Source organism: Burkholderia sp. BCC1977 (genome assembly GCF_905339595.1).
Taxonomy (GTDB): domain Bacteria; phylum Pseudomonadota; class Gammaproteobacteria; order Burkholderiales; family Burkholderiaceae; genus Burkholderia.
This window is the reverse complement of the sequence record NZ_CAJPGQ010000004.1, coordinates 94,840-116,117: the sequence shown is the minus strand read 5'-3', so window position 1 is coordinate 116,117 and position 21,278 is coordinate 94,840. Positions and strand designations below refer to the sequence as shown.

The window sequence follows — 21,278 nt, the reverse complement described above, 5'->3', positions numbered from 1 at the left end:
ATGAAGGCGGTCGCGCGCGATGTCGTTGGAATGCGCGCCGCCGGACTCGGGCTGAAGCGCGTCAGGCGACGGTCTTCAGGCAATCCTCCGCACGCCAGCCGTGCAGCCAGTCGAGCGCATCGTAGAACTGCGCCTGCGTGCGTCCGACCCACAGCGCGTTGCGCACCTGCCGCTCGACGCCCTTCGCGTGATAGATCCGCCCCATCTCGCGCGCCGAATACAGCACGCGCGCGGTGCGCGGAATCCGCACGCGCTCATACAGCGCGAACGCGGCCTCGAAGTCGCCGTCGGTCTGCGCGACGGCCGCGCCGAGCGTCACCGCATCCTCGAGCGCCTGGCACGCGCCCTGCGCGATGTATTGCGTCATCGGATGCGCGGCGTCGCCGAGCACCGTCGCGCGGCCTGCGCTCCAGCGCTCGACCGGGTCGCGGTCGGCGGTCGCCCAGCGCTTCCACGACGTCGGCCGGTCGAGCATCTGTTTCGGCAGCGGATGGATGCCGTCGAAGTACGACAGCACTTCCTCCTTGCTGCCGTCGCGCACGCCCCAGGTTTCCTGCTCGCGGCTGTGGAACGTGACGACGAGGTTGTACTGCCGTCCGCCGCGCAGCGGATAGTGGACGAGATGGCAATGCGGGCCGGCCCAGACGACCGGCGCGTTGATCTGCAGATCCTTCGGCATGTTGTCGACGTCGACGACCGCGCGGTACACGACGTGCCCCGTCACGCGATGCGCGTCGCCGATAAACGCCTGCCGGATCGCGGACTTCACGCCATCGCAACCGATCACCGCGTCGGCACGATAACGCTCGCCGTGCTGATCGATCACGGTCACGCCGTGGTCGTCCTGCTCGAACCCGCACACCTGCGTGCTGGTCCGGAATTCGATCAGCGGATGATCCTTGACCGCCTCGTAGATCGACAGGTGGATGTCCGCGCGATGGATCACCGCATACGGGTTGCCGAAGCGTTCGCGATACGCGGCGCCCGTATCGATGCGCGCGACTTCCCGCGCATCGACCGCATCCATCAGTTGCAGCCGGTCGGTGAACACCGCGCGGCCGCGTGCGGCCTCGCCGACGCCCAGCGCATCGAGCGCGTTGAACGCGTTCGCGGCGAGCTGGATGCCCGCGCCGATCTCGCCGATGTGCGCGGCCTGTTCGAGCAGCTTCACGCGAATGCCCTGGCGCGCGAGCGCCAGTGCCGTCGCGAGTCCGCCGATGCCGCCGCCGATCACGAGTACGCGTCGGCCTGTGTTGTTTGTCTCGCCCATGTCTGTCTCCTGCTTCGTGTTACGCGACGTAGTCCGGTTGCCGCTGCGGCTGCGCCGCGTCGAACGCCGGCTCGCGCCGAGCGTGTTCATACACCGCGAGGCTGCGCGGACAGGCGCTCAGGTCGCAATCCATCCGCAGCGCGTTCGCGACCTGCGGCACGAGGCACACGTCGGCGAGCGTCGGCGCATCGCCGAAACACCACGGGCCGGTGTCCGCGCGCGCGAGCAGGCGCTCGACGCCGGCCATGCCTTCCGCGACCCAGTGCCGGTACCACGCACTCTTCTGCTGCGGCGTGACCTGCAGTTCGCTGTCGAGGTAGCGCAACACCCGCAGGTTATTGATCGGGTGGATGTCGCATGCGATCAGCGTCGCGAGTTCCAGCACACGCGCGCGCTGCCGCGGCTCCAGCGGAATCAGCCGCGGCACCGGATGCATCTGGTCGAGGTAGTCGATGATCGCGAGCGACTGGCCGAGACGGAAATCGCCGTCGACCAGCGCCGGCACCGACGCCGACGGATTCACCCGCGCGACGTAGCCGGCCTCGCGGTGCTCGCCCGTACGGATGTTCACGGGCAGCGTGTCGTACGGCAGTCCTTTCAGCGCGAGCGCGATGCGCACCCGATAGGATGTCGAACTGTTGAAGAAGCTATGCAGTTGCACGATATGACCTTTCGAGGAAAGCGAGGCGCGCGCGTCAGACCACGCGCACGGTCAGTTCGCCGAGACGCTCGACGCCGACCTGCATCACGTCGCCCTTGACCACCGCGCCGACGCCTTCCGGCGTGCCGGTGAAGATCACGTCGCCCGGTTCCAGGCGGAAGAACTTCGACAGGTCGGCCACCGTTTCCGCGACCGACCAGATCAGGTGCGACACGTCGCTCTTCTGCTTGGTCGCGCCGTTGACGGTCAGCCACAGGCCGGCCTGCTCGAAATGACCGGCTTCGCTCGCCGGATGCACGGGGCCGATCGGCGCGGAACGGTCGAACGCCTTGCCGATTTCCCACGGCCGGCCCATCTCGCGCATCTTCATCTGCAGGTCGCGGCGCGTCATGTCGAGACCGACCGCATAGCCCCACACGTGCTCGAGCGCGCGCTCGAGCGGAATGTCGGACCCGCCCTTGCCGATCACCGCGACGAGCTCGGCTTCGTAGTGGTAGTTCTGCGTCTGCGACGGATACGCGAGATCGAGCGTTTCGCCGTACGCGACCGGCACGATCGAATCGGCCGGCTTGCAGAAGAAGAACGGCGGTTCGCGATCGGGATCGAAGCCCATTTCGCGCGCATGGGCCGCGTAGTTGCGGCCGACGCAGTACACGCGGCGCACCGCGAAGCAGGCGTCGCTACCGGCGACGGGAAGCGCCACCGGCGCTTCGGGCGGGAAAACGTAAGTCATGAACGGCTCCAGCGTGAGCATGAAAGAAGGACTGCGCGCCGCGTCGGCGACGCACCGGACGAATCGGGGAAATCGGGGAAATCGGGGCAATCGGCGGTGTCAGTCGCGCGCTTCGCGCAGCAGGTTCAGCGCGGACAGCACCGGCCGGTCGGAATAGCTGAACAGCACGCTGTCGGACGACGCCGACAGCCGCACCGGCGCCCACGACGGCGCGACGAAGATGTCGTGCGGCTCGAACGCGAACGCGTCGCCGCCGATGTGCGCCGTGCCGCTGCCTTCGACGACGCAGTAGATCGTCGCGTCGGTGCTGCGATACGTGCGGCCGTCGAAGCCGGCGGGCAGGAACTGCATGAAGGTCGCGATGGTCGGCATCGGCCAGCCGCCCGTCGCGGGGTTCACGTAGCGCAGCTTCACGCCGTCCCACGCGTCGAGCTCGCCGTTGCGGTACAGCGCGTCGAGCGCCTCGCGGGTGCGCGCATACGGATAGCTGAACACCGGCGACGTCGGGTCGCCGACGCGATGCCGCACCGGCACCATGTTGTGACCGAAGCGCGCGAAGCTGTCGCCTTCCGCGCGGCTGACGGGCTGCTCGGCTTCCGGATAGTTCTCCGCGAAGCCCGCGTCGAGGTTCGCGACCAGCGGAATGTCGAGCCCGTCGAGCCATACGACCGGCTCTCCGCCGTCTTCCAGCGACGGGTTGCCGTGGTCGTGCCACGCCCACGACGGCGTGATGATGAAGTCGCCCGGATGCATCGTCGTGCGCTCGCCGTTCACCGCGGTCCATGCGCCCTTGCCTTCGACGATGAAGCGCAGCGCCGACTGCGTGTGCCGGTGGCTCGGCGCGATCTCGCCGGGCAGGATCAGCTGCAGGCCTGCGTACAGGGTCGGCGTCATGCTCGACTTGCCGGGCAGCCCCGGGTTCTCCAGCACCAGCACGCGGCGCACGGCTTCTTCCGCGCTGATCACGCCACCGGCCTGCATCACCAGGTCGCGCACCTGTGCGTACTTCCAGATCGCGGCCTGCGCGGCCGGCTGCGGCGTCTTCGGCACGAGGTTGTGCAGCGATTCCCACAGCGGCGCGAGGCGCTGCTCGGCGATCCGGGCGTAGTAGTCGGCGCGCGAGGTATCCGGGTGTCGGCGGGTCATGATGTCTCCTTGGGGCGGCCGATCGCGGTCGGCGCTGTGTCGGGTCGGGGACCGCGTGCCGCAGTCCGTTAGCGCATTTATAGGCGACGCAGACATACCCGGTAAAATGGTGAAATCATCTAATCCATATAATTCTGGATATACCTTTCGACACGGAGCATGCGATGGACTGGACCCACCGGCTGCGATTGCGGCACCTGCAGGTCCTGCTGAGCCTGGCCAGCACGGGCAACCTGAGCCAGTCGGCGGCTGCGCTCGCGACCACCCAGCCGGCGCTGTCGAAATGGCTGAAGGAACTCGAAGAGGATGTCGGGCTGCCGCTGTTCGAGCGGCACGCCCGCGGCTTGCGGCCGACCGCCTACGGAGACGCGCTGATCGAGCATGCACGCCGCGTCGAGGCGCAGCTCGACGTCGCGCGTGACGACATGGCCGCGCTGCGCGAAGGCGGCAGCGGCCTGGTCACGATCGGCACGTCGGGCGTCGCGGCCGCCGATACGGTGCCGCTCGCGGTGTCGCAGTTGCTGAAGCGGATGCCGCGCGCGCAGGTGCGGCTCGCGGAGAGCACGATGAACCAGCTGATGCCGCAGCTCGCGCGCGGCGAGCTGGACATCGTCGTCGGCCGTTCCGGCTCAGCGTCCGTCGATCCGCACCTGCATGCCGAAGCGCTGTACGTCGATCCGGTGGTGTTCGTCGCGCGGCCCGATCACCCGCTCGTCGGCGCGGCATCCGTCGGTTGGGACGAGGTGCTGGGCTACTCATGGATCGTCTGGCCGTCCGGCACGCCCGTGCACAACGCGCTGCAGGTCGCGCTGACGGCCGCCGGCCGCGTGCAGCCGCCGCACTGCGTCGAATCGAATTCGTCGATCCTGAACCTCACGCTGCTGAACAACACCGACCTGCTCGGCGTCGCGTCGCATCGTGCCGCGCGGCGTTTCGAGCAATTGAACGCGATCCGCATCCTGCCGATGCGGCTCGAGGGCCAGGGTGCGGTGTCGATCTACTGGCATCCGGACAGCGCGAATCGCGCGGCCGTGGCGGCCGCGATCGAGTGCCTGCGTGCCTGTGCGGCGCCGCAGGTGGGCGGATGGGAGAAAGTGAAGGTGGAATGAGCGGCGAAGCGGCCCGGCGCGAACCGCGCCGCTTCACCGTGGCGAGTCAGGCGCCGTCGCAGGACGCCGTGTCGTCCAGCATCAGCGTGCCGACCCGCGCGGGCACGAGCGGCGTGCGCGGCACCGGCGGCGTCCAGCCGAACAGCGCCTGCGCGGCCGCGCCGCACACGCGGCCCTGGCATGCACCCATCCCGCAGCGTGTCTGCAGCTTCGCGGCCGTCCAGCCCGGCGCCGGCGCGACCGCGTCGAAACGCACGTCCTCGCAACGGCACAGCAGCGTATCGGGCCGCGCGAGCCGGCGGATCGGCTCGCGAATCGCGAAGCGTTCGCGCACCGCATCCGCGAACGCCTGCCAGTGCGCGCGCTGCGCCACCAGCGCGGCCAGCGGCGCCGTCTGCCCGGTGGCCGCGTAGCCGGCGATCTCGCCTTCGACCATCGCCAGTTCGCTGCCGCCGACACCCGTGCACTCGCCCGCCGCGAAACAGCCGTCGCGGCTCGTGCGCTGGTGTGCGTCGACCACGACCGCGCCGTTCTCGATCCGGCAGCCGAGGTGGCTCGGCAGCACGGTGTTCGGCACGAGACCGAAGCCGCACGCGAGCCGGTCGCAGTCGACCTCGAACTCGCGTTCGCCCTGCCGGATCCGCACGCGTTCGAGCCGCGTGTCGCCGAATGCTTCGACGACGTATGCATTGGGCCGGTAGGCGGCCGTGACGAGCTTCGTGGCCTGCGCGAGTTTCGACGGCCAGCGCCACAGCCCCACGCCAAAGCCGGCCACATCGCTCCACGCCGCCTGTTCGAGCACATGCGACACCTGCGCGCCGGCCTGACGGGCCGTCGCCGCGCTCGCGAGCAGCAGCGGGCCGCTGCCGGCGATCACGGTGCGCTGCCCGCGCACGTCGAGGCCGTACTTGATCAGCGCCTGCAGGCCACCCGCGCCGGTCACGCCCGGCAGCGTCCAGCCCGGGAACGGCAGCAGCAACTCGCGCGCGCCGCAGCACACGATCAGCGTGCGGAATTCGAGCAGGAAGCCGCGCTCGTCGTCCTCGAGCAGCAGCGTGCCCGGCTGCGTTTCGGCGACGATGCGCGTGGCCGCGAGATGCGTGACGTTCGGCTGACGCAGCACGGCGAGGCGCTCCGCCGCGGCTGGCACCGGCGTCGCGGCGGCCGCCTGGCGCCAGATCTGCCCGCCCGCGCGCGGGTTGTCGTCGACGATCGCGACCGTCGCACCGCTTCGTGCGGCGGCCCGCGCGGCCGACAGCCCGGCCGGGCCCGCGCCGACGATCGCGACGTCGACGCTCAGTCGTTCCTGTTTCATCGCGTACGCTCCACCCGCATCCCGTCGCGGCACAGCGTCTGGCAGGCCAGACGGCGGCGGCCGTCGATCGTCATCCTGCACTCCTGGCAGATGCCCATACCGCAAAACGGCGCGCGCGCCGCACCCGTGCACGACACGCGCGTCGTGTCGTCGCCGCTCGCCGAGATGGCGGCCGCGACGGTCGCACCGTCGGCCACCGTCAGCGCGCGGCCGTCCAGATGAATGATCATGTCAGCCTCCGCCGGGCCGCCCCAAGGGGGCTGACCGCCCCCGCGGGGGGCAGCGAACGAAGTGAGCGTGGGGGTCGTTTCATATCAGCCTCCGCCGGGCCGCCCCAAGGAGGCTGACCGCCCCCGCGGGGGGCAGCGAACGAAGTGCGCGTGGGGGTCGTTTCATGTCAGCGCTCCAGCTACGGGGGACGTCGTCAGGAAACGTCCCGGCAAATACGGTTCGATGTCGATGGGCGGCCGTTCGCCGTTCATCAATGCGGCGACGAGCCGCGCACTGCCCGGTGCGGTCGTCACGCCGAGCCCTTCGTGCCCGACCGCGAGCCACACGCCCGGCCGCGCCGGATGTTCGCCGAGCAGCGGCAGACCGTCGGGGCTCGCGGAACGGAAGCCCGTCCACGCGCGAATCCCGTTCAGGTCGGCCAGGTCCGGCAGGTAGCCGGCCGCGCGGCGCAGCATGCGCGCGAGGACCGGCGGCTCGATGCGCGCGTCCTCGGTGTCGAACTGGCGCGACGAGCCGATCAGCAGCTGGCCGGTCGGCCGCGGCTGCACGTTGAACGCGACCGACGTGCCGTCGCTCGCATGCGCGCTCGCCGCATAGCCCAGCTCGACGAGTTGGTGCGACACCTGGCCCGGATAGCGGTCGGTGATCAGCAGATGGCCCTTCTTCGGGCGCAGCGGCAACTCGGGCAACAGCGTGCGCGCGGCGACGCCGTTCGCGACGACGACGCGTTCCGCACGCAGCGTGTCGCCGCTCGCGAGCGTCACGCTCGGGCCGTCGACCGCCACCGCGCGATCGCGCCGCAACGTGATGCCCGGCGCGCGCTGCAACAGCCAGCTCGCGGCGACGGGCGCATAGAGAATCGCGTCGCCGGGAATCTTCAGCGCGCCGCCGAGGCCGGCACGCAGCATCGGCTCGAGTTGCGCGAGCGTCGCCGCGTCGATCAGCTCGCCCGCCACGCCATGCGCGGCGAGGGTCGCCTGCTTGGTGCGCGCGAGATCCCTCTCGTGCGCATCGGCCGCGAGCCACAGCGTGCCGCAGTTGCGGTACGCGCAGCCTTCCGGCATCTCGCCGGCGAGCGCGCGCCACAGTTCGATCGAGTAATGGCTCAGCGCGAGCTCGGCCGCGTTGTCGTCCATCGCGACGAGGTGCCCCATGCCGGCGCCGGTTGCCCCGCCGCTCGCGTCGTCGACGACGAGCACGCGCAGCCCGCGCTGCGCGAGTTCATGCGCACACGCCGCGCCGACGATGCCGGCGCCGATCACGACGACGTCGGTCCGGGTCTCGCTCACGACACGATGCCCCAGCCGAACGGATCGTCTTCCTCGATCAGCAGCGTCGCCTCCGCGCTCAGGTGCGCGCTGCCGCGGATCGTCGGCACGATGCCGCCGTCGGCCGCCGCATAGCTCGCCTGGAACACGCTGCCGATCACGCTCGCCTGCCGCCACACGACGCCCGGTTCGAGCTTGCCGTCGGCCGCGAGGCACGCGAGCTTCGCGCTCGTGCCGGTGCCGCACGGCGAACGGTCGTACGCATGGCCCGGGCACAGCACGAAGCTGCGGCTGTCGTGCTCGGGATCGTCCGCGAACAGTTCGATATGGTCGATCTCGCCGCCGTTCGCGCCGGTGATGCCCGCGCGCTCGAGCCCGGCGCGCACCGCAGACGAATACGCGGTCAGCGCCGCGACGTTGTCGCCGGCCACGCGCTGGCCGTGATCGCTGATCAGGAAGAACCAGTTGCCGCCCCACGCGATGTCGCCCTTCACGGGGCCGTAACCCGGCACGTCGACGGCGACAGCCTTCGCATGACGGTACGCGAGCACGTTGCGCACGCTGACCGACAGGTCGTCATGCAGCGTTGCCTCGACGGTGCCGACCGGCGTTTCGATCCGGTGCACGCCCGGCTCGATGCGGCCCATGTGATGCAGCGTGCGCACGACGCCGATCGTGCCGTGCCCGCACATCCCGAGGTAACCGCTGTTGTTGAAGAAGATCACGCCGGCCGCCGCCTCCGGCGACACGGGTTCGCACAGCAGCGCGCCGACCAGCACATCGCTGCCGCGCGGCTCGAGAATGCACGCGGTGCGATAGCGATCATGCTCGCGCGCGAGCACGTCGCGGCGCTCGGCCATCGTGCCGTTGCCGAGCGAGGGGAAACCGGACACGACGAGCCGCGTGGGTTCGCCGCCCGTGTGCGAATCGATGATCTGGATGCGCTTCATCATGAGCCGTCCGAAGTGGGGAAAGGAGCATAGCTTCCTCCGTCACGCGTCCGTCCGCTTGTGGCTTTTCGATGAGGACGGCGACGAAATCGGCATAGTGCGGAGCGCCGTTCGCGGCCCCTCCGGCCACTGTGCCGATTTCGTCATTTTGCTCCGCGATACGACTCAAGCGTGATGGGTGTTTGCACGGCGATACTGGTTGCACGTCGACGCGCCTGTCGCCGACCGATACGAAGCAGGAGATTGCAGTGAGCCGAAACGCCATCCAGCGGACCGGAATTTTCCCCGCCATCAGCAACCGGTTCGCACCGGGCGCTTCCATCGCTTTCGACGCCGCGCACCGCGCCGAACAGAACCGGGCGAACCGCCGACCGCGCTGACCGATTTCCCCCCGGCGGTGCAACGGCCTCCCCCCCGTCGCATCGCCACTTCCGGTCCGGCATGGCCCGCACGGGCCGTTCGCTGCGGCGCCAACCCGCGCCGCGCACGAACGGTCCCCGGCCCGCCCCGGTCGTTCGAACCGGTCGCATGCCGGCCGGCAGGTGTGCGCCGCTGCTCCGTCGGAGCGCGGCGCAAGCCACACCTGCCCCGATATTTCCCAGGAGACAAACCCATGCCAGGCCAAGGCAACACACACCCGTCCGTCCCGCTTTCCCGTTCCGTGCCCGCCGACGGCGGTCACGGCAAGTTCAAGAAGCAACTGTCGCTGACCGACCTGACATTCATCGGCCTCGGTGCGATTTTCGGTTCGGGGTGGCTGTTCGCCGCGAGTCACGTGTCGACGATCGCCGGCCCGGCCGGCATCTTCTCGTGGCTGCTCGGCGGCTTCGCGGTGCTGCTGCTCGGCATCGTCTACTGCGAGCTCGGCGCCGCGCTGCCGCGCGCGGGCGGTGTGGTCCGCTACCCGGTGTTCTCGCACGGCCCGCTGCTCGGCTACCTGATGGGCTTCATCACGCTGATCGCGTTCTCGAGCCTGATCGCGATCGAAGTGGTCGCCGCGCGCCAGTATGCGGCCGCGTGGTTCCCCGGCCTCACGAAAGCCGGATCGAGCGACCCGACGACGCTCGGCTGGCTTCTGCAGGCCGCGCTGCTGTGCTTCTTCTTTTACCTGAACTATTCGAGCGTGAAGACGTTCGCGAAGGCGAACAACATCATCAGCATCTTCAAGTTCATCGTGCCGCTGTCGGTGATCGCGGTGCTGTTCACGTTCTTCAAGCCCGCCAACCTGACCCTGCACGGCTTCGCGCCGTTCGGCATGCCGGGCATCGAGATGGCCGTGTCGGCCGGCGGCATCATCTTCGCGTACCTGGGCCTCACGCCGATCGTGTCGGTCGCGAGCGAAGTGCGCAATCCGCAGCGCACGATCCCGATCGCGCTGATCCTGTCGATCCTGCTGTCCACGCTGATCTACGTGCTGCTGCAGCTCGCGTTCATCGGCAGCATTCCGACCGACATGCTCGCCGCCGGCTGGCATGACGTCAGCAAGGCCTTCTCGCTGCCGTACCGCGACATCGCGCTCGCGCTCGGCGTGGGCTGGCTCGCGGTGATGGTGGTGGCCGACGCGATGATCTCGCCGAGCGGCTGCGGCAACATCTACATGAACGCGACGCCGCGCGTCGTGTACGGCTGGGCGAAGACGGGCACGTTCTTCAAGGTGTTCACGCGCGTCGACGAAGCATCCGGCATCCCGCGTGCGGGCCTGTGGCTCACGTTCGGCCTCGCGATCTTCTGGACCATGCCGTTCCCGTCGTGGGAAGCGCTGATCAACATCGTGTCGGCCGCGCTCGTGCTGAGCTATGCGGTCGCGCCCGTGTCGGTCGCCGCGCTGCGCCGCACCGCACCCGACCTGCCGCGACCGTTCCGCGCGGTGGCGTTCGGCATCACCGGCCCCGCGTCGTTCGTGATCGCCGCGCTGATCGTCTACTGGTCGGGCTGGAGCACGGTGTCCTGGCTGCTCGGCCTGCAGATCGTGATGTTCGTGATCTATCTCGCATGCCGCCGCTGGGTGCCGACCGCGCACCTGAGCCTCGCCGAGCAGGTCCGTTCGTCCGCGTGGCTGATCGCGTTCTACGCGGCCATGATCGTGCTGTCGTACTTCGGCGGCTTCGGCGGCACGGGCCAGCTCGCGCACCCGTACGACACGGTCGTCGTCGCGGCCGTCGCGCTCGTCATCTTCTACTGGGGCGCCAACACCGGCATCCGGTCCGACAAGCTGCAGCTCGAAGACGACGAAGACTGACGCACCCGCTTTCCCCTTTCCACTCCGGCCGGGCGCACCACGCCCGGCCCCGCATTTTCCGAGGAAGAACCATGCAACTCACAGGTCAGCTCCTGATCGGCCAGTCGGCCATCGCCGGACAGAACGGCACCCTTCACGCGATCGCCGCCGCGACCGGCGAACCGCTCGAACCCGCATTCGGCGGCGCGAACCTGCACGACCTGGAGACGGCCTGCGCGCTTGCCGACGAAGCATTCGACACGTACCGCGAAACGAGCCCCGAGCAACGCGCCGCGTTTCTCGACGCGATCGGCCGCAACATCATGGCGCTCGGCGACGACCTGATCGAACGCTGCGTCACCGAAACCGGCCTGCCGCGCGCACGCATCGAAGGCGAACGCGGCCGCACGGTCGGCCAGCTCGCGCTGTTCGCGTCGCTGGTGCGCGACGGCGCTTACGTCGATGCGCGCATCGATCCGGCGCGCCCGGACCGCAAGCCGCTGCCGCGCGTCGACCTGCGCCTGCGCAACGTCGCGATCGGACCGGTCGCCGTGTTCGGCGCGTCGAACTTCCCGCTCGCGTTCTCGGTCGCGGGCGGCGATACGGCATCGGCACTCGCGGCCGGCTGCCCGGTGATCGTCAAGGCGCACTCCGCGCACCCGGGCACGTCCGAACTCGTCGGCCGCGCGATCCAGCAGGCCGTGCGCGAATGCGGGCTGCCGGCCGGCGTATTCTCGCTGCTGTTCGACGCATCGCGTGAAATCGGCCAGGCGCTCGTCGCCGATCCGCGCATCAAGGCGGTCGGTTTCACCGGCTCGCGCCGCGGCGGCGTCGCGCTGATGAACATCGCGGCCGCGCGCCACGAGCCGATTCCGGTCTATGCGGAGATGAGCTCGATCAACCCGGTGCTGTTGTTCCCGGCCGCACTCGACGCGCGCCACGACGCGATCGCGCCGCAGTTCGTCGGATCGCTCGCCCTCGGCGCCGGCCAGTTCTGCACGAACCCGGGCCTCGTGCTCGCGGTCGACGGCCCCGCGCTGCGCGCGTTCGAAGCCGCGGCGGCCACCGCCGTGCAGGCAACCGCCGCGCAAACGATGCTGACGCCGCACATCCACGCGAGCTATGCACAAGGCGTGGCCGCCCTGCGCGCGCACGACGCGGTCGAGTTGCTGGCGCAAGGTGTGGAAGGCGGCCGCTACCAGGCACGCGCCGCGCTGTTCGCGACGTCGGCGGACGCGTTCATCGCCCACCCCGAACTGCGTGACGAAGTGTTCGGCCCCGCGTCGCTGATCGTGCGCTGCCCGGATGCCGACACGCTGCATCGCGTGCTGAAGTCGCTCGAAGGCCAGCTGACGATCGCCGCGCATCTCGCCGACGGCGACGCCGCGCTGTTCGCCACGCTGCGCCCGACGCTCGAGCGCAAGGCCGGCCGCATTCTCGTCAACGGCTTCGGCACGGGCGTCGAGGTCGGTCATGCGATGGTGCACGGCGGCCCGTTCCCGGCCACGTCCGACACGCGCACGACGTCGGTCGGCGCACGCGCGATCGAGCGTTTCCTGCGACCCGTGTCGTACCAGGACGTGCCGGACGCGCTGCTGCCCGACGCCATCCGCAACGGCAACCCGCTGAACGTGCCGCAACGCATCGACGGCGCGCCCGCGCCGCGGGAAGCGCGCGATGTCTGAGCCGCTCGCCGATATCGTCCTGTCGCTCGATGAGGTGCACGCACTCGCGCTGCGGGTGCTGACGCACCACGGGATGTCCGATGCGCACGCGCGGGCGATCGCGAACGTGATCACGCAGGGCCAGCGCGACGAGTGCCACTCGCACGGCATGTACCGGCTGCTCGTGTGCGTGCGCTCGCTGAAGAAGGGCAAGGTCGACCCGCAGGCCGTGCCGACGCTGCGCCGGCTGTCGTCGTCGATCGTCGCGGTCGACGCGCATCGCGGCTTCTCGCTGCTGAGCTTCGAAACCGGCCTCCCCGTGCTCGTCGAGATGGCGAAGCAGCACGGGATCGCCGCGATGGCGATCAACCACTGCTACCACTTCTCGGCGCTGTGGCCCGAGGTCGAGGCGATCGCCGCCGAGGGGCTCGCCGGCATCGCGATGAACCCGAGCCACAGCTGGGTCGCGCCGGAAGGTGGCCGCGAACCGGTGTTCGGCACCAACCCGATCGCGTTCGCGTGGCCGCGCCCGGACGGCGTGCCGTTCGTGTTCGATTTCGCGACCAGCGCGATCGCGCGCGGCGACATCGAGCTGCACGCGAAACAGGGCAAGGCGATCCCGCCGCACTGGGCGATCGATGCCGACGGCCAGCCGACCACCGATCCGAAAGCCGCGCTGCAGGGTGCGATGCGGACCTTCGGCGGCCACAAGGGTTCGGCGCTCGCGGCGATGGTCGAGCTGCTCGGCGGCGCGCTGATCGGCGACATGACGAGCCAGGAATCGATGGATTTCGACGAAGGCGTCGGCGCGACGCCGTGCCATGGCGAACTCGTGATCGCGTTCGACCCGAAGGTGTTCCTCGGCGACGATCTCGACGCGGGCCTCGCGCGCGGCGAGCGGATGTTCGCGTCGATCACCGGGCAAGGCGCGCGGCTGCCGTCGCAGCGGCGCTTCGACGCGCGCGCGCGCAGCAGCGCGCACGGCGTGCGGATTCCGAAGGCGCTGTACGACGAAATCCTGGCGCTGCTCGACTGACGCGCGATCGCGGGACGCGGCTTCATCGCCGGCAGGACTGACGATGAAGCCGCCGCCCGGTGCGGCCGGCGCTGGCCTCCACGCGCCCTGCCCGGCGCACCGCCCGCCCCCGCGGGCGCCGCACGCCCGGCGGCTGTGGGATAATCGTCGGGTTTGCCCAGGGCGCAGCTCAAGAGGTTGTTCGCACGGGCGCGCGAGAGGCCTTTATTCCCGTGCCTCCACCCTTTTCCGCGATATTTCTTCAGCCATCACCATGCCCACATACCGTTCCAAAACCTCCACCGCCGGCCGCAACATGGCAGGTGCGCGCTCGCTGTGGCGCGCCACCGGCATGAAAGACGACGATTTCTCGAAGCCGATCATCGCCGTCGTCAACTCGTTCACGCAGTTCGTGCCCGGGCACGTGCACCTGAAGGATCTCGGCCAGCTCGTCGCGCGCGAGATCGAGGCCGCCGGCGGCGTCGCGAAGGAATTCAACACGATCGCCGTCGACGACGGCATCGCGATGGGCCATGACGGCATGCTCTACTCGCTGCCGAGCCGCGACATCATCGCCGACTCGGTCGAATACATGGTGAACGCGCACTGCGCGGACGCGATGGTGTGCATCTCGAACTGCGACAAGATCACGCCGGGGATGCTGATGGCCGCGATGCGCCTCGACATCCCGGTGATCTTCGTGTCGGGCGGCCCGATGGAAGCCGGCAAGACGCGTCTCGCGAACCCGGTCACCAAGACCGTCGAACTGAAGAAGCTCGACCTCGTCGACGCGATGGTGATCGCGGCCGACCAGTCGTATTCGGATGCCGACGTCGCCGAAGTCGAACGCTCGGCGTGCCCGACCTGCGGTTCGTGCTCGGGCATGTTCACCGCGAACTCGATGAACTGCCTGACCGAAGCGCTCGGCCTGTCGCTGCCCGGCAACGGCACGGTCGTCGCGACGCACGCCGATCGCGAGCAACTGTTCAAGCGCGCCGGCCGCCGCATCGTCGAGCTGACCCGCCAGCACTACGAGCAGGACGACATGCGCGTGCTGCCGCGCTCGGTCGGCTTCAAGGCGTTCGAGAACGCGATGACGCTCGACATCGCGATGGGCGGTTCGACCAACACGATCCTGCACCTGCTGGCGATCGCGCGGGAAGCCGGCATCGACTTCACGATGAAGGACATCGATCGCCTGTCGCGCATCGTGCCGCAGCTGTGCAAGGTCGCGCCGAACACGAACAAGTACCACATCGAGGACGTGCACCGCGCGGGCGGCATCATGGCGATCCTCGGCGAGCTCGACCGCGCCGGCAAGCTGCACACCGACGTGCCGACCGTGCATGCGCCGACGCTGAAGGATGCGCTCGACCAGTGGGACATCGTCCGAACGGAAGACGAAGCGGTCCGCAGGTTCTACCTGGCCGGCCCGGCCGGGGTCCCGACGCAGGTTGCGTTCAGCCAGGACACGCGCTGGCCGAGCCTCGACCTCGACCGCGCCGAAGGCTGCATCCGCTCGTACGAGCACGCGTTCTCGAAGGAAGGCGGCCTGGCCGTGCTGACCGGCAACATCGCGCTCGACGGTTGCGTGGTGAAGACGGCCGGCGTCGATGAAAGCATCCTCGTGTTCGAGGGCTCGGCGCATGTGACCGAGTCGCAGGACGAAGCGGTGGAGAACATCCTGAACGACAAGGTCAAGGCCGGCGACGTGGTGATCGTGCGCTACGAAGGCCCGAAGGGCGGCCCCGGCATGCAGGAAATGCTGTATCCGACCAGCTACATCAAGTCGAAGGGCCTCGGCAAGGCATGCGCGCTGCTGACGGACGGCCGCTTCTCGGGCGGCACGTCGGGCCTGTCGATCGGTCATTGCTCGCCGGAAGCGGCGGCAGGCGGCGCGATCGGCCTCGTGCGCGACGGCGACAAGATCCGCATCGACATCCCGAACCGCACGATCGACGTGCTGGTGTCGGACGAGGAACTCGCCCGCCGCCGCGAAGAGCAGAACGCGAAGGGCTGGAAGCCGGCGCAACCGCGCCCGCGCAAGGTGTCCGCGGCGCTGAGGGCCTATGCGAAGCTGGTGATGTCGGCCGACAAGGGCGCCGTGCGCGACCTGTCGCTGCTCGACGACTGACGCCGGGCGGGCAGTACGACCGGCCCGCCCGCCTTGATCGGAAGCCGCTCTCCGGAGCGGCTTCCGACTGCTGACGAACCCCACGTTTTTCGGAGCGTGGGGTTTCGTTTTTTTCAGGAACAGGCTTGCAGGGGCGCGGTGAGCGAGCCGACCGATTGGTTTTTCGTCCGGCGCCGGCCGAGCGCCGCGACACCGGTGCCGTCAGTCGGTCAACGACGATACTCGTCGCTGCTGCCCCCACCGCCGCCACCGCCGCGGTTCCCGCCGCCGTTTCCACCGCCTTGCGGCCGTGCGCCGCCGTAACCGCCGCCGCCCTGATGCGTCGGCGGCACCATCATCCGGGCCGCGCCACCGCTCGGTGCGGGCTGCTGCTGCTGCGGCGGCGCCGGCTGGCGGGCATTGCCGCCTGCGCCGGGCATCGGCACGGGCGCGGGCGCGGCCTGCGGCGCCGGCGCGCGGTTCGGGCCGTTCCAGCCGCCGCGCGTGGCCGACGGTCGTGCATCATGCTGGGCCGGTGCCGCGGCGCCCGGTGTGCGCTGCATCGGCCCGCCCGGCTGCGGGTGCCCGTAGCCGGGCGGCATCCCGCCGGGGCCGACGCGCGGCTCGGCGCGACGCTCCCAGCGGTCGCGATCGTGAAACCATGGCCGGTGGCGATAGTAGCGATCCCAGTACGCGCCGATCGCGAACCCGGTCACCGGCACGCCGATGATCGCGCCGTACTCGAGCAGCGGCACGTAATTGCCCTGGTACGGATAGTCGAGCTGCTCCGCGTCGATCCAGCCGCGCACGCCCGGCAGCGCGACGTCGCACCACGCGTAGTCGCTGAGGCAGCCGAGCACGTCCAGCGCGGTGCCGGGCGGAACCTCCGCGACGACCGGATAATCGGGTGCCGGCCCCGCATAGATTTCGGCCCCGGAGTTCGTGTAGGCGCTGCTTTGCGCGTCGGCGATGCCCGGTATCGCGGCGATGCCGAACAGGACGACGCACAGACTTCGGATGATCGTGTTGCTCATGTTGCTCTCCCGCGCGGTGCCGCCGCGCGTCGGTCAATGTCGATGGCCCCCGCCCCAATGTCCACCGCCCCAGTGGCCGCCGCCCCACGGACGGTGCCAGTATCCGCCCCGGTAGCCGCCGCCCCAATGCCCCCAGAAGCCGAGGCCGATCGTGACGGGCGGCCCGTACCAGCCCGGGTAGTACGCGGGATAGTAGGCCGGGTAAGGCACATAGGCCGGTGCGGCATAGACGGGAGCCGGCGCGTCGGCGTAATCGTCCGCCGGCGGCGGCACGGCCGGCACCGCGGGGGTCGACGGGACGACCGGCCCGGCATTTGCCGGCGCTACCGGGATCTCGCGCTGCGACATCGTGGCAGGCACGGGTGCGTAATACGGCGCATAGCCGTACGGGTAGGGGCCCGTGTAATAACAACCGCTCAGCGCGAGCATGGCCAGCGCCATGACGGCAAGCCTCGCGGCGGGAATCGGGTTCATTTCATGCTCCGCTGGAATCCGCGCATCGCCGCGTGGCGCGCGCCTGACTCTAGCTTACGTCCCCTGCATATTTCCGCGGGTTTGATCGGTTACTTTTTGTTTCCGGCAACGAATGCAGGGCCGGGACCGCGCGGGCATGTCGCATGCTCGCGCGTCAGCCGCGCCGGCGTTGAAGTTGGCGCAAATGCCCTCACCTTGAATATCGAGTCAGGCTGGCCGGCGCGGACGGGCGTTCGCGGCCCCCGGCGGCCTGAAACCCGCGGGCTTCGGCCCGCCCAGACAGGAACGCGGCTCACGCCGCCATCGACATGACTACGCCGCGCCCCACGCTTCGGGCGGACACGCCCCTCGATCCGATCATCCAGCTGCTGGCGCTTGCCGGCGAACAGGGTTATCTGACGCACGCCGACCTCGTCGACGCGCTGCCGCCGGAAAGCGACAGCCCCGACGCGCTGGACGTCGTGCGCGCCGCGCTCGCGGACATCGGCATCGCCGTGCTCGACGAGCCGGCCGCGCCGGCGCCGTTCGCGGGCGCGGCGCCGGTCGACGTCGATCGCGACGCGCTCGACGAGGGCCGCGCGCTGCTCGGCGATCTCGCCCACGGCACCCGTGCCTCGACCGATCCGCTCGCGCTCTACTTGCGGCGCATCCATGCGGTGCCGCTGCTCAAGCGCGAGGACGAAATCGTGCTTGCCCGCGAGATCGAAACGGGTCGCCATCAGATCCTGCACGCGCTCGCCGGCTGTCCGGCGGCCGTCGAGGCGCTGCTCGCGCGCCATGGCGCAGCAATGGGTGCAACCGGCGCGGCCGCCAACGAAGGCGATGGCGTCGACGACGGCGAAGGCGACACGCCGGCTCCTGCGCACTACGACACGCTGCAGGACGCGGTAGCGGCCGTGCGCGGCGCATTGCACGCGCAGGGCTCCCGCTCGGCCGACTACCGCGACGCGCGCAACCGCCTGGCCGCGCTGCTCGGTTCGCTCGCGTGGGTTGCACCGGCCGTCGACGACGCCAGCCGCGTGTTGCGCGCACTCGCCGCCGCGACGGACGCCACCGCAGGCACCGACGCCGCGTGCTTCGACACGGTCGCGCGGCGTGCGCTCGGCGCCGCGCTGAGCGACGGCCAGCAGAAGGTGCGCGACGGTACGCGCGCGATGCTCGAGGCGAACCTGCGGCTCGTGCTGTCGATCGCGCGCAAGTACATGAACCGCGGCGTCGACCTGCCCGACCTCGTGCAGGACGGCTGCCTCGGCCTGATGCGCGCGATCGAGAAGTTCGAATACCGGCGCGGCTTCAAGTTCTCGACCTACGCGACCTGGTGGATCCGGCAGGCCGTCGCGCGCGCGGTGGCCGACCGCTCACGCACGATCCGCGTGCCCGTGCACGTCGGCGACCAGTACCAGCGCGTGCATCGGCACGCGCTGCGCTTCCGCCAGCGCACGGGCCGGCGTGCGACCCCGGCCGAACTCGCGGCTGAAACCGGGCTCGCCGAGGACAAGCTGCGCGCGGTGCTCGCGCTGCCTGCCGAGCCGTTGTCGCTCGACACGCCGCTGCCCGACGCGGACACCGGCCTCGTCGACCTGATCGAGGACCAGGCGTCGGCGAGCCCGTTCGAGCGGCTGGCGGACACGCGCATGCGCGAATGCGTGACGTCGCTGCTGCGCTCGGTCACGCCGGCCGAGGCCGACGTGCTGCGCCGGCGGTTCGGCCTCGGCGGTGCCGAGCCCGACACCTACGACGCGATCGCGCAGGACGCAGGCATGTCGCGCGAACGCGTGCGGCAGATCGAGAAGCGCGCGCTCGCCGCGCTGCGCACGGCCGCGGAGGCGGAGGGCGCGCAGTCGTTCCTCGACGCGTGACGAATCGCGCGTTCGTGCCGCAGCCCGGCACGAACGCGCGCGGCCCGGTTCCGCCTGTGCAACGTTTGCCATTGACGCACGTCAAGTTTTGTTCGCTGCTTGCCATGACAATATGCTGAAATAAAACGTGGACCGGCGCGTGACCCGCCGTGTCCATTCCGTTTGCACACCTTCGGGCTCCGCACCATGCAAACGACCATCGGCCAGACACACGAGGAAAACCGGCAAATCGCGGCCTGCCTGCGCGAAGCCGCGCAGTTGCTTGCCGACCAGGGGGCGAATCCTTATCGGGTTGCCGCCTACCGCGCGTCGGCCGACACGATCGCGTCGCTCGAAGACGGCATCCGCACACGGTTCGACGCGGGCGGCGTCGATGCGCTCGGTGCACTGCCGGAGATCGGCACGGGCGTCGCTCAGGCGATCGCCGAACTGCTGGTGACCGGACGCTGGCGCCAGCTCGACCGGCTGCGCGGCGACGCGGAGCGCGCGTCCGCATTCGAAGCCGTGCCGGGCATCGGCCGCGCGCTCGCGCTGCGGATTCACGACCAGTTGCACATCGATACGCTCGAGGATCTCGAACGCGCGGCCCGCAGCGGCCAGCTCGAAGCGATCGCGGGCGTCGGCCCGCGTCGCGCGGCCGGCATCCGCACGGCGCTCGACGACGTGCTGAGCCGGCGCCGGCGCTGGCAGGGCCACGCACGCGACGCCGATCTCGGCACGGAGCCGCCGGTCGAACTGCTGCTTTACATCGACCGCCTGTACCGCAACAAGGCCGCCGCCGGCATCCTGCCCACGCTCGTGTCGCGTCGGCTGAACGCGGACGTGAGCGTCCAGCCGCCCGTGATGCACATGACGAAGGGCGGCTGGCATTTCACCGCGCTGTGCCCGTATCCCGTGCGCCCGCAGGAATCCGCCCGCACCGCGGACTGGGTCGCGCTCTACTTCTACGATGCGTTGCAATGCGAGTACCAGAGGACGGTCGTCACCGAAACGCTCGGCTCGCTCGTCGGCAAGCGCATCGTGCGCGGACGCGAGATGGAGTGCCGCGTGTATTACACGGGATGATGCGCGCGGGGCGCTGGCCGCCGCGATACGGCCGCCCTGCCGCCCGCTCGAGCGCCACGTTCCGGCAAACCGAACCGCTTGACCGCTTACGCGCCTTCCGTCTTCGTGCGGCGCACCGGATGACGATGCGCCGCGATACGCAGCAGCTTGCGGAACGACGGACACTCGAGGTGGCTCGGCGCCGGGCACGCGGCCGCATGCCGCAACGCATCGCGCACCGCACCGAGACGGCGGATCGTACGGTCGAGCTCGTCGGCCTTGTCGTCGAGTTTCGCGCGGTCGATCGCGGGCCGGCCGTCCGCGCCGAACATCGCGAGGATGTCGTCGAGCGAAAAGCCCGCCTCGCGGCCGAGCGCGATCAGCGCCAGGCGCTCCAGCACCGACTCGTCGTACTGCCGCCGCAGCCCGTGACGGCCGTTCGGCACGATCAATCCCTTTTCTTCGTAGTAACGCAGCGTCGACGCGGGCAATCCCGAGCGGCGCGCGACATCGGCGATGTCCAGACGGCCCATGCTTGACCTCAAGTGAACTTGAAGTTGCAAGATAGCCGCTCGACTCCTTCGACACAAGCCTGGACCGCCATGACCCCACCGACTCGTCTCGCGTCGCACCGCCCTGCCGCGACCGTTCGCCCCGGAGGCACACGATGACCTCCGCCGACTTCCTGTTGCGCATCCTGCTGATCGGCGCGGGCGCGACGCTCGTGACGGACCTGTGGGCGCTGCTGCGGCGCAAGGTATTCAGGATTCCGTCGCTCGATTACGCGCTGGTCGGCCGCTGGCTCGGCCACATGACGAACGGCCGGTTCCGGCATGCGTCGATCGTCGCCGCGCCGCCCGTGCCGGGCGAACGCGTGGTCGGCTGGATCGCGCATTACGCGATCGGCATCGCGTTCGCGACACTGCCCGTCGCGATCGCGGGAACGGACTGGGTCGGTGCGCCGACGCTCGTGCCCGCGCTCGTCGCGGGCCTCGCGAGCGTCGCCGCGCCGTTCTTCGTGATGCAGCCGGCGTTCGGGTTCGGTATCGCCGCATCGCGCACGCCGCAGCCGGGCGTCGCGCGCCGGCGCAGCATCGTCACGCATCTGGTGTTCGGGATCGGACTCTATCTGACGGCGCTCGGACTCGCGATGCTGGATCGTTAGCGCAGCGCA

Annotated in this window: 20 protein-coding genes; 9 read left to right on the top strand and 11 right to left on the bottom strand. The window is 69.9% G+C overall.

Annotated features, from left to right (window positions below; translation table 11 throughout):
• Positions 1-61: 61 nt before the first annotated feature.
• The 4 genes from U5771_RS05425 to gtdA all read right to left on the bottom strand — a co-directional run bounded on the left by U5771_RS05425 (position 62) and on the right by gtdA (position 3,810).
• Complete coding sequence (locus U5771_RS05425) at positions 62-1,270, bottom strand: 3-hydroxybenzoate 6-monooxygenase (protein WP_322023025.1); 1,209 nt, start codon at positions 1,268-1,270, stop codon at positions 62-64.
• A gap of 19 nt (positions 1,271-1,289) precedes the next feature.
• Complete coding sequence (gene maiA, locus U5771_RS05420; RefSeq protein ID WP_322023024.1) at positions 1,290-1,931, bottom strand: maleylacetoacetate isomerase; 642 nt, start codon at positions 1,929-1,931, stop codon at positions 1,290-1,292.
• 34 nt (positions 1,932-1,965) lie between these two features.
• Entirely contained in the window at positions 1,966-2,664 is a 699-nt protein-coding gene (locus U5771_RS05415; protein WP_322023023.1) for a fumarylacetoacetate hydrolase family protein, read from the bottom strand.
• 99 nt (positions 2,665-2,763) lie between these two features.
• The gene (gene gtdA / locus U5771_RS05410) at positions 2,764-3,810 is read right to left on the bottom strand and encodes a gentisate 1,2-dioxygenase (protein ID WP_322023022.1); all 1,047 of its coding nucleotides are present in this window, start codon (positions 3,808-3,810) and stop codon (positions 2,764-2,766) included.
• A 164-nt stretch (positions 3,811-3,974) separates the two neighbouring features.
• Between gtdA and U5771_RS05405 the strand changes: the two genes are divergently transcribed.
• A complete protein-coding gene (locus U5771_RS05405; protein ID WP_322023021.1) occupies positions 3,975-4,919 on the top strand; it encodes a LysR substrate-binding domain-containing protein in 945 nt (314 codons plus the stop codon).
• A gap of 46 nt (positions 4,920-4,965) precedes the next feature.
• Here the strand turns inward: U5771_RS05405 and U5771_RS05400 are convergent, their stop codons facing one another.
• The 4 genes from U5771_RS05400 to U5771_RS05385 form a co-directional block, all read right to left on the bottom strand.
• Entirely contained in the window at positions 4,966-6,234 is a 1,269-nt protein-coding gene (locus tag U5771_RS05400; protein ID WP_322023020.1) for an FAD/NAD(P)-binding oxidoreductase, read from the bottom strand.
• Positions 6,231-6,464, bottom strand: coding sequence for a (2Fe-2S)-binding protein (locus U5771_RS05395; RefSeq protein WP_124662608.1), 234 nt, complete (start codon positions 6,462-6,464; stop codon positions 6,231-6,233). The genes U5771_RS05400 and U5771_RS05395 overlap by 4 nt, the downstream gene beginning before the upstream one ends.
• Before the next feature lie 162 nt (positions 6,465-6,626).
• The gene (locus U5771_RS05390; RefSeq protein ID WP_322023019.1) at positions 6,627-7,754 is read right to left on the bottom strand and encodes an FAD-dependent oxidoreductase; all 1,128 of its coding nucleotides are present in this window, start codon (positions 7,752-7,754) and stop codon (positions 6,627-6,629) included.
• Positions 7,751-8,683: a 4-hydroxyproline epimerase gene (locus U5771_RS05385; RefSeq protein WP_322023147.1), complete on the bottom strand. Its 933-nt coding sequence runs from the start codon at positions 8,681-8,683 to the stop codon at positions 7,751-7,753. The genes U5771_RS05390 and U5771_RS05385 overlap by 4 nt, the downstream gene beginning before the upstream one ends.
• Before the next feature lie 248 nt (positions 8,684-8,931).
• On the opposite strand from U5771_RS05385, the gene U5771_RS05380 reads away from it, so the two are divergent.
• The 5 genes from U5771_RS05380 to ilvD all read left to right on the top strand — a co-directional run bounded on the left by U5771_RS05380 (position 8,932) and on the right by ilvD (position 15,714).
• Positions 8,932-9,063, top strand: coding sequence for a hypothetical protein (locus tag U5771_RS05380; protein ID WP_322023018.1), 132 nt, complete (start codon positions 8,932-8,934; stop codon positions 9,061-9,063).
• 233 nt (positions 9,064-9,296) lie between these two features.
• Positions 9,297-10,922 (top strand): APC family permease, encoded by a 1,626-nt coding sequence (locus tag U5771_RS05375; RefSeq protein ID WP_322023017.1) that lies wholly within the window; start codon positions 9,297-9,299, stop codon positions 10,920-10,922.
• 71 nt (positions 10,923-10,993) lie between these two features.
• Entirely contained in the window at positions 10,994-12,586 is a 1,593-nt protein-coding gene (locus U5771_RS05370) for an aldehyde dehydrogenase (NADP(+)) (RefSeq protein ID WP_322023016.1), read from the top strand.
• Complete coding sequence (locus U5771_RS05365) at positions 12,579-13,601, top strand: Ldh family oxidoreductase (protein WP_322023015.1); 1,023 nt, start codon at positions 12,579-12,581, stop codon at positions 13,599-13,601. Before U5771_RS05370 ends, U5771_RS05365 begins: the two co-directional genes overlap by 8 nt.
• Before the next feature lie 253 nt (positions 13,602-13,854).
• A complete protein-coding gene (gene ilvD / locus U5771_RS05360) occupies positions 13,855-15,714 on the top strand; it encodes a dihydroxy-acid dehydratase (RefSeq protein WP_322023014.1) in 1,860 nt (619 codons plus the stop codon).
• Positions 15,715-15,923: 209 nt separating this feature from the next.
• Here the strand turns inward: ilvD and U5771_RS05355 are convergent, their stop codons facing one another.
• On the bottom strand, positions 15,924-16,727 hold the full coding sequence (locus U5771_RS05355) for an SH3 domain-containing protein (protein WP_322023013.1): 804 nt from the start codon (positions 16,725-16,727) through the stop codon (positions 15,924-15,926).
• A 33-nt stretch (positions 16,728-16,760) separates the two neighbouring features.
• On the bottom strand, positions 16,761-17,201 hold the full coding sequence (locus U5771_RS05350; protein WP_322023012.1) for a hypothetical protein: 441 nt from the start codon (positions 17,199-17,201) through the stop codon (positions 16,761-16,763).
• Positions 17,202-17,509: 308 nt separating this feature from the next.
• Between U5771_RS05350 and U5771_RS05345 the strand changes: the two genes are divergently transcribed.
• Together U5771_RS05345 and U5771_RS05340 are read left to right on the top strand one after the other, a co-directional pair.
• Positions 17,510-19,060, top strand: a complete 1,551-nt coding sequence (locus U5771_RS05345; RefSeq protein ID WP_322023011.1) for a sigma-70 family RNA polymerase sigma factor — start codon at positions 17,510-17,512, stop codon at positions 19,058-19,060.
• A 186-nt stretch (positions 19,061-19,246) separates the two neighbouring features.
• Complete coding sequence (locus U5771_RS05340) at positions 19,247-20,125, top strand: helix-hairpin-helix domain-containing protein (protein ID WP_322023010.1); 879 nt, start codon at positions 19,247-19,249, stop codon at positions 20,123-20,125.
• A gap of 86 nt (positions 20,126-20,211) precedes the next feature.
• Here U5771_RS05340 and U5771_RS05335 read toward each other — a convergent pair whose 3' ends face one another.
• Positions 20,212-20,637 carry a helix-turn-helix domain-containing protein gene (locus U5771_RS05335; RefSeq protein ID WP_322023009.1) on the bottom strand — a complete coding sequence of 142 codons (426 nt, stop codon included), beginning with the start codon at positions 20,635-20,637 and terminating at the stop codon, positions 20,212-20,214.
• A gap of 134 nt (positions 20,638-20,771) precedes the next feature.
• On the opposite strand from U5771_RS05335, the gene U5771_RS05330 reads away from it, so the two are divergent.
• Positions 20,772-21,269: a DUF2938 domain-containing protein gene (locus U5771_RS05330; protein WP_322023008.1), complete on the top strand. Its 498-nt coding sequence runs from the start codon at positions 20,772-20,774 to the stop codon at positions 21,267-21,269.
• Positions 21,270-21,278: the final 9 nt, after the last annotated feature.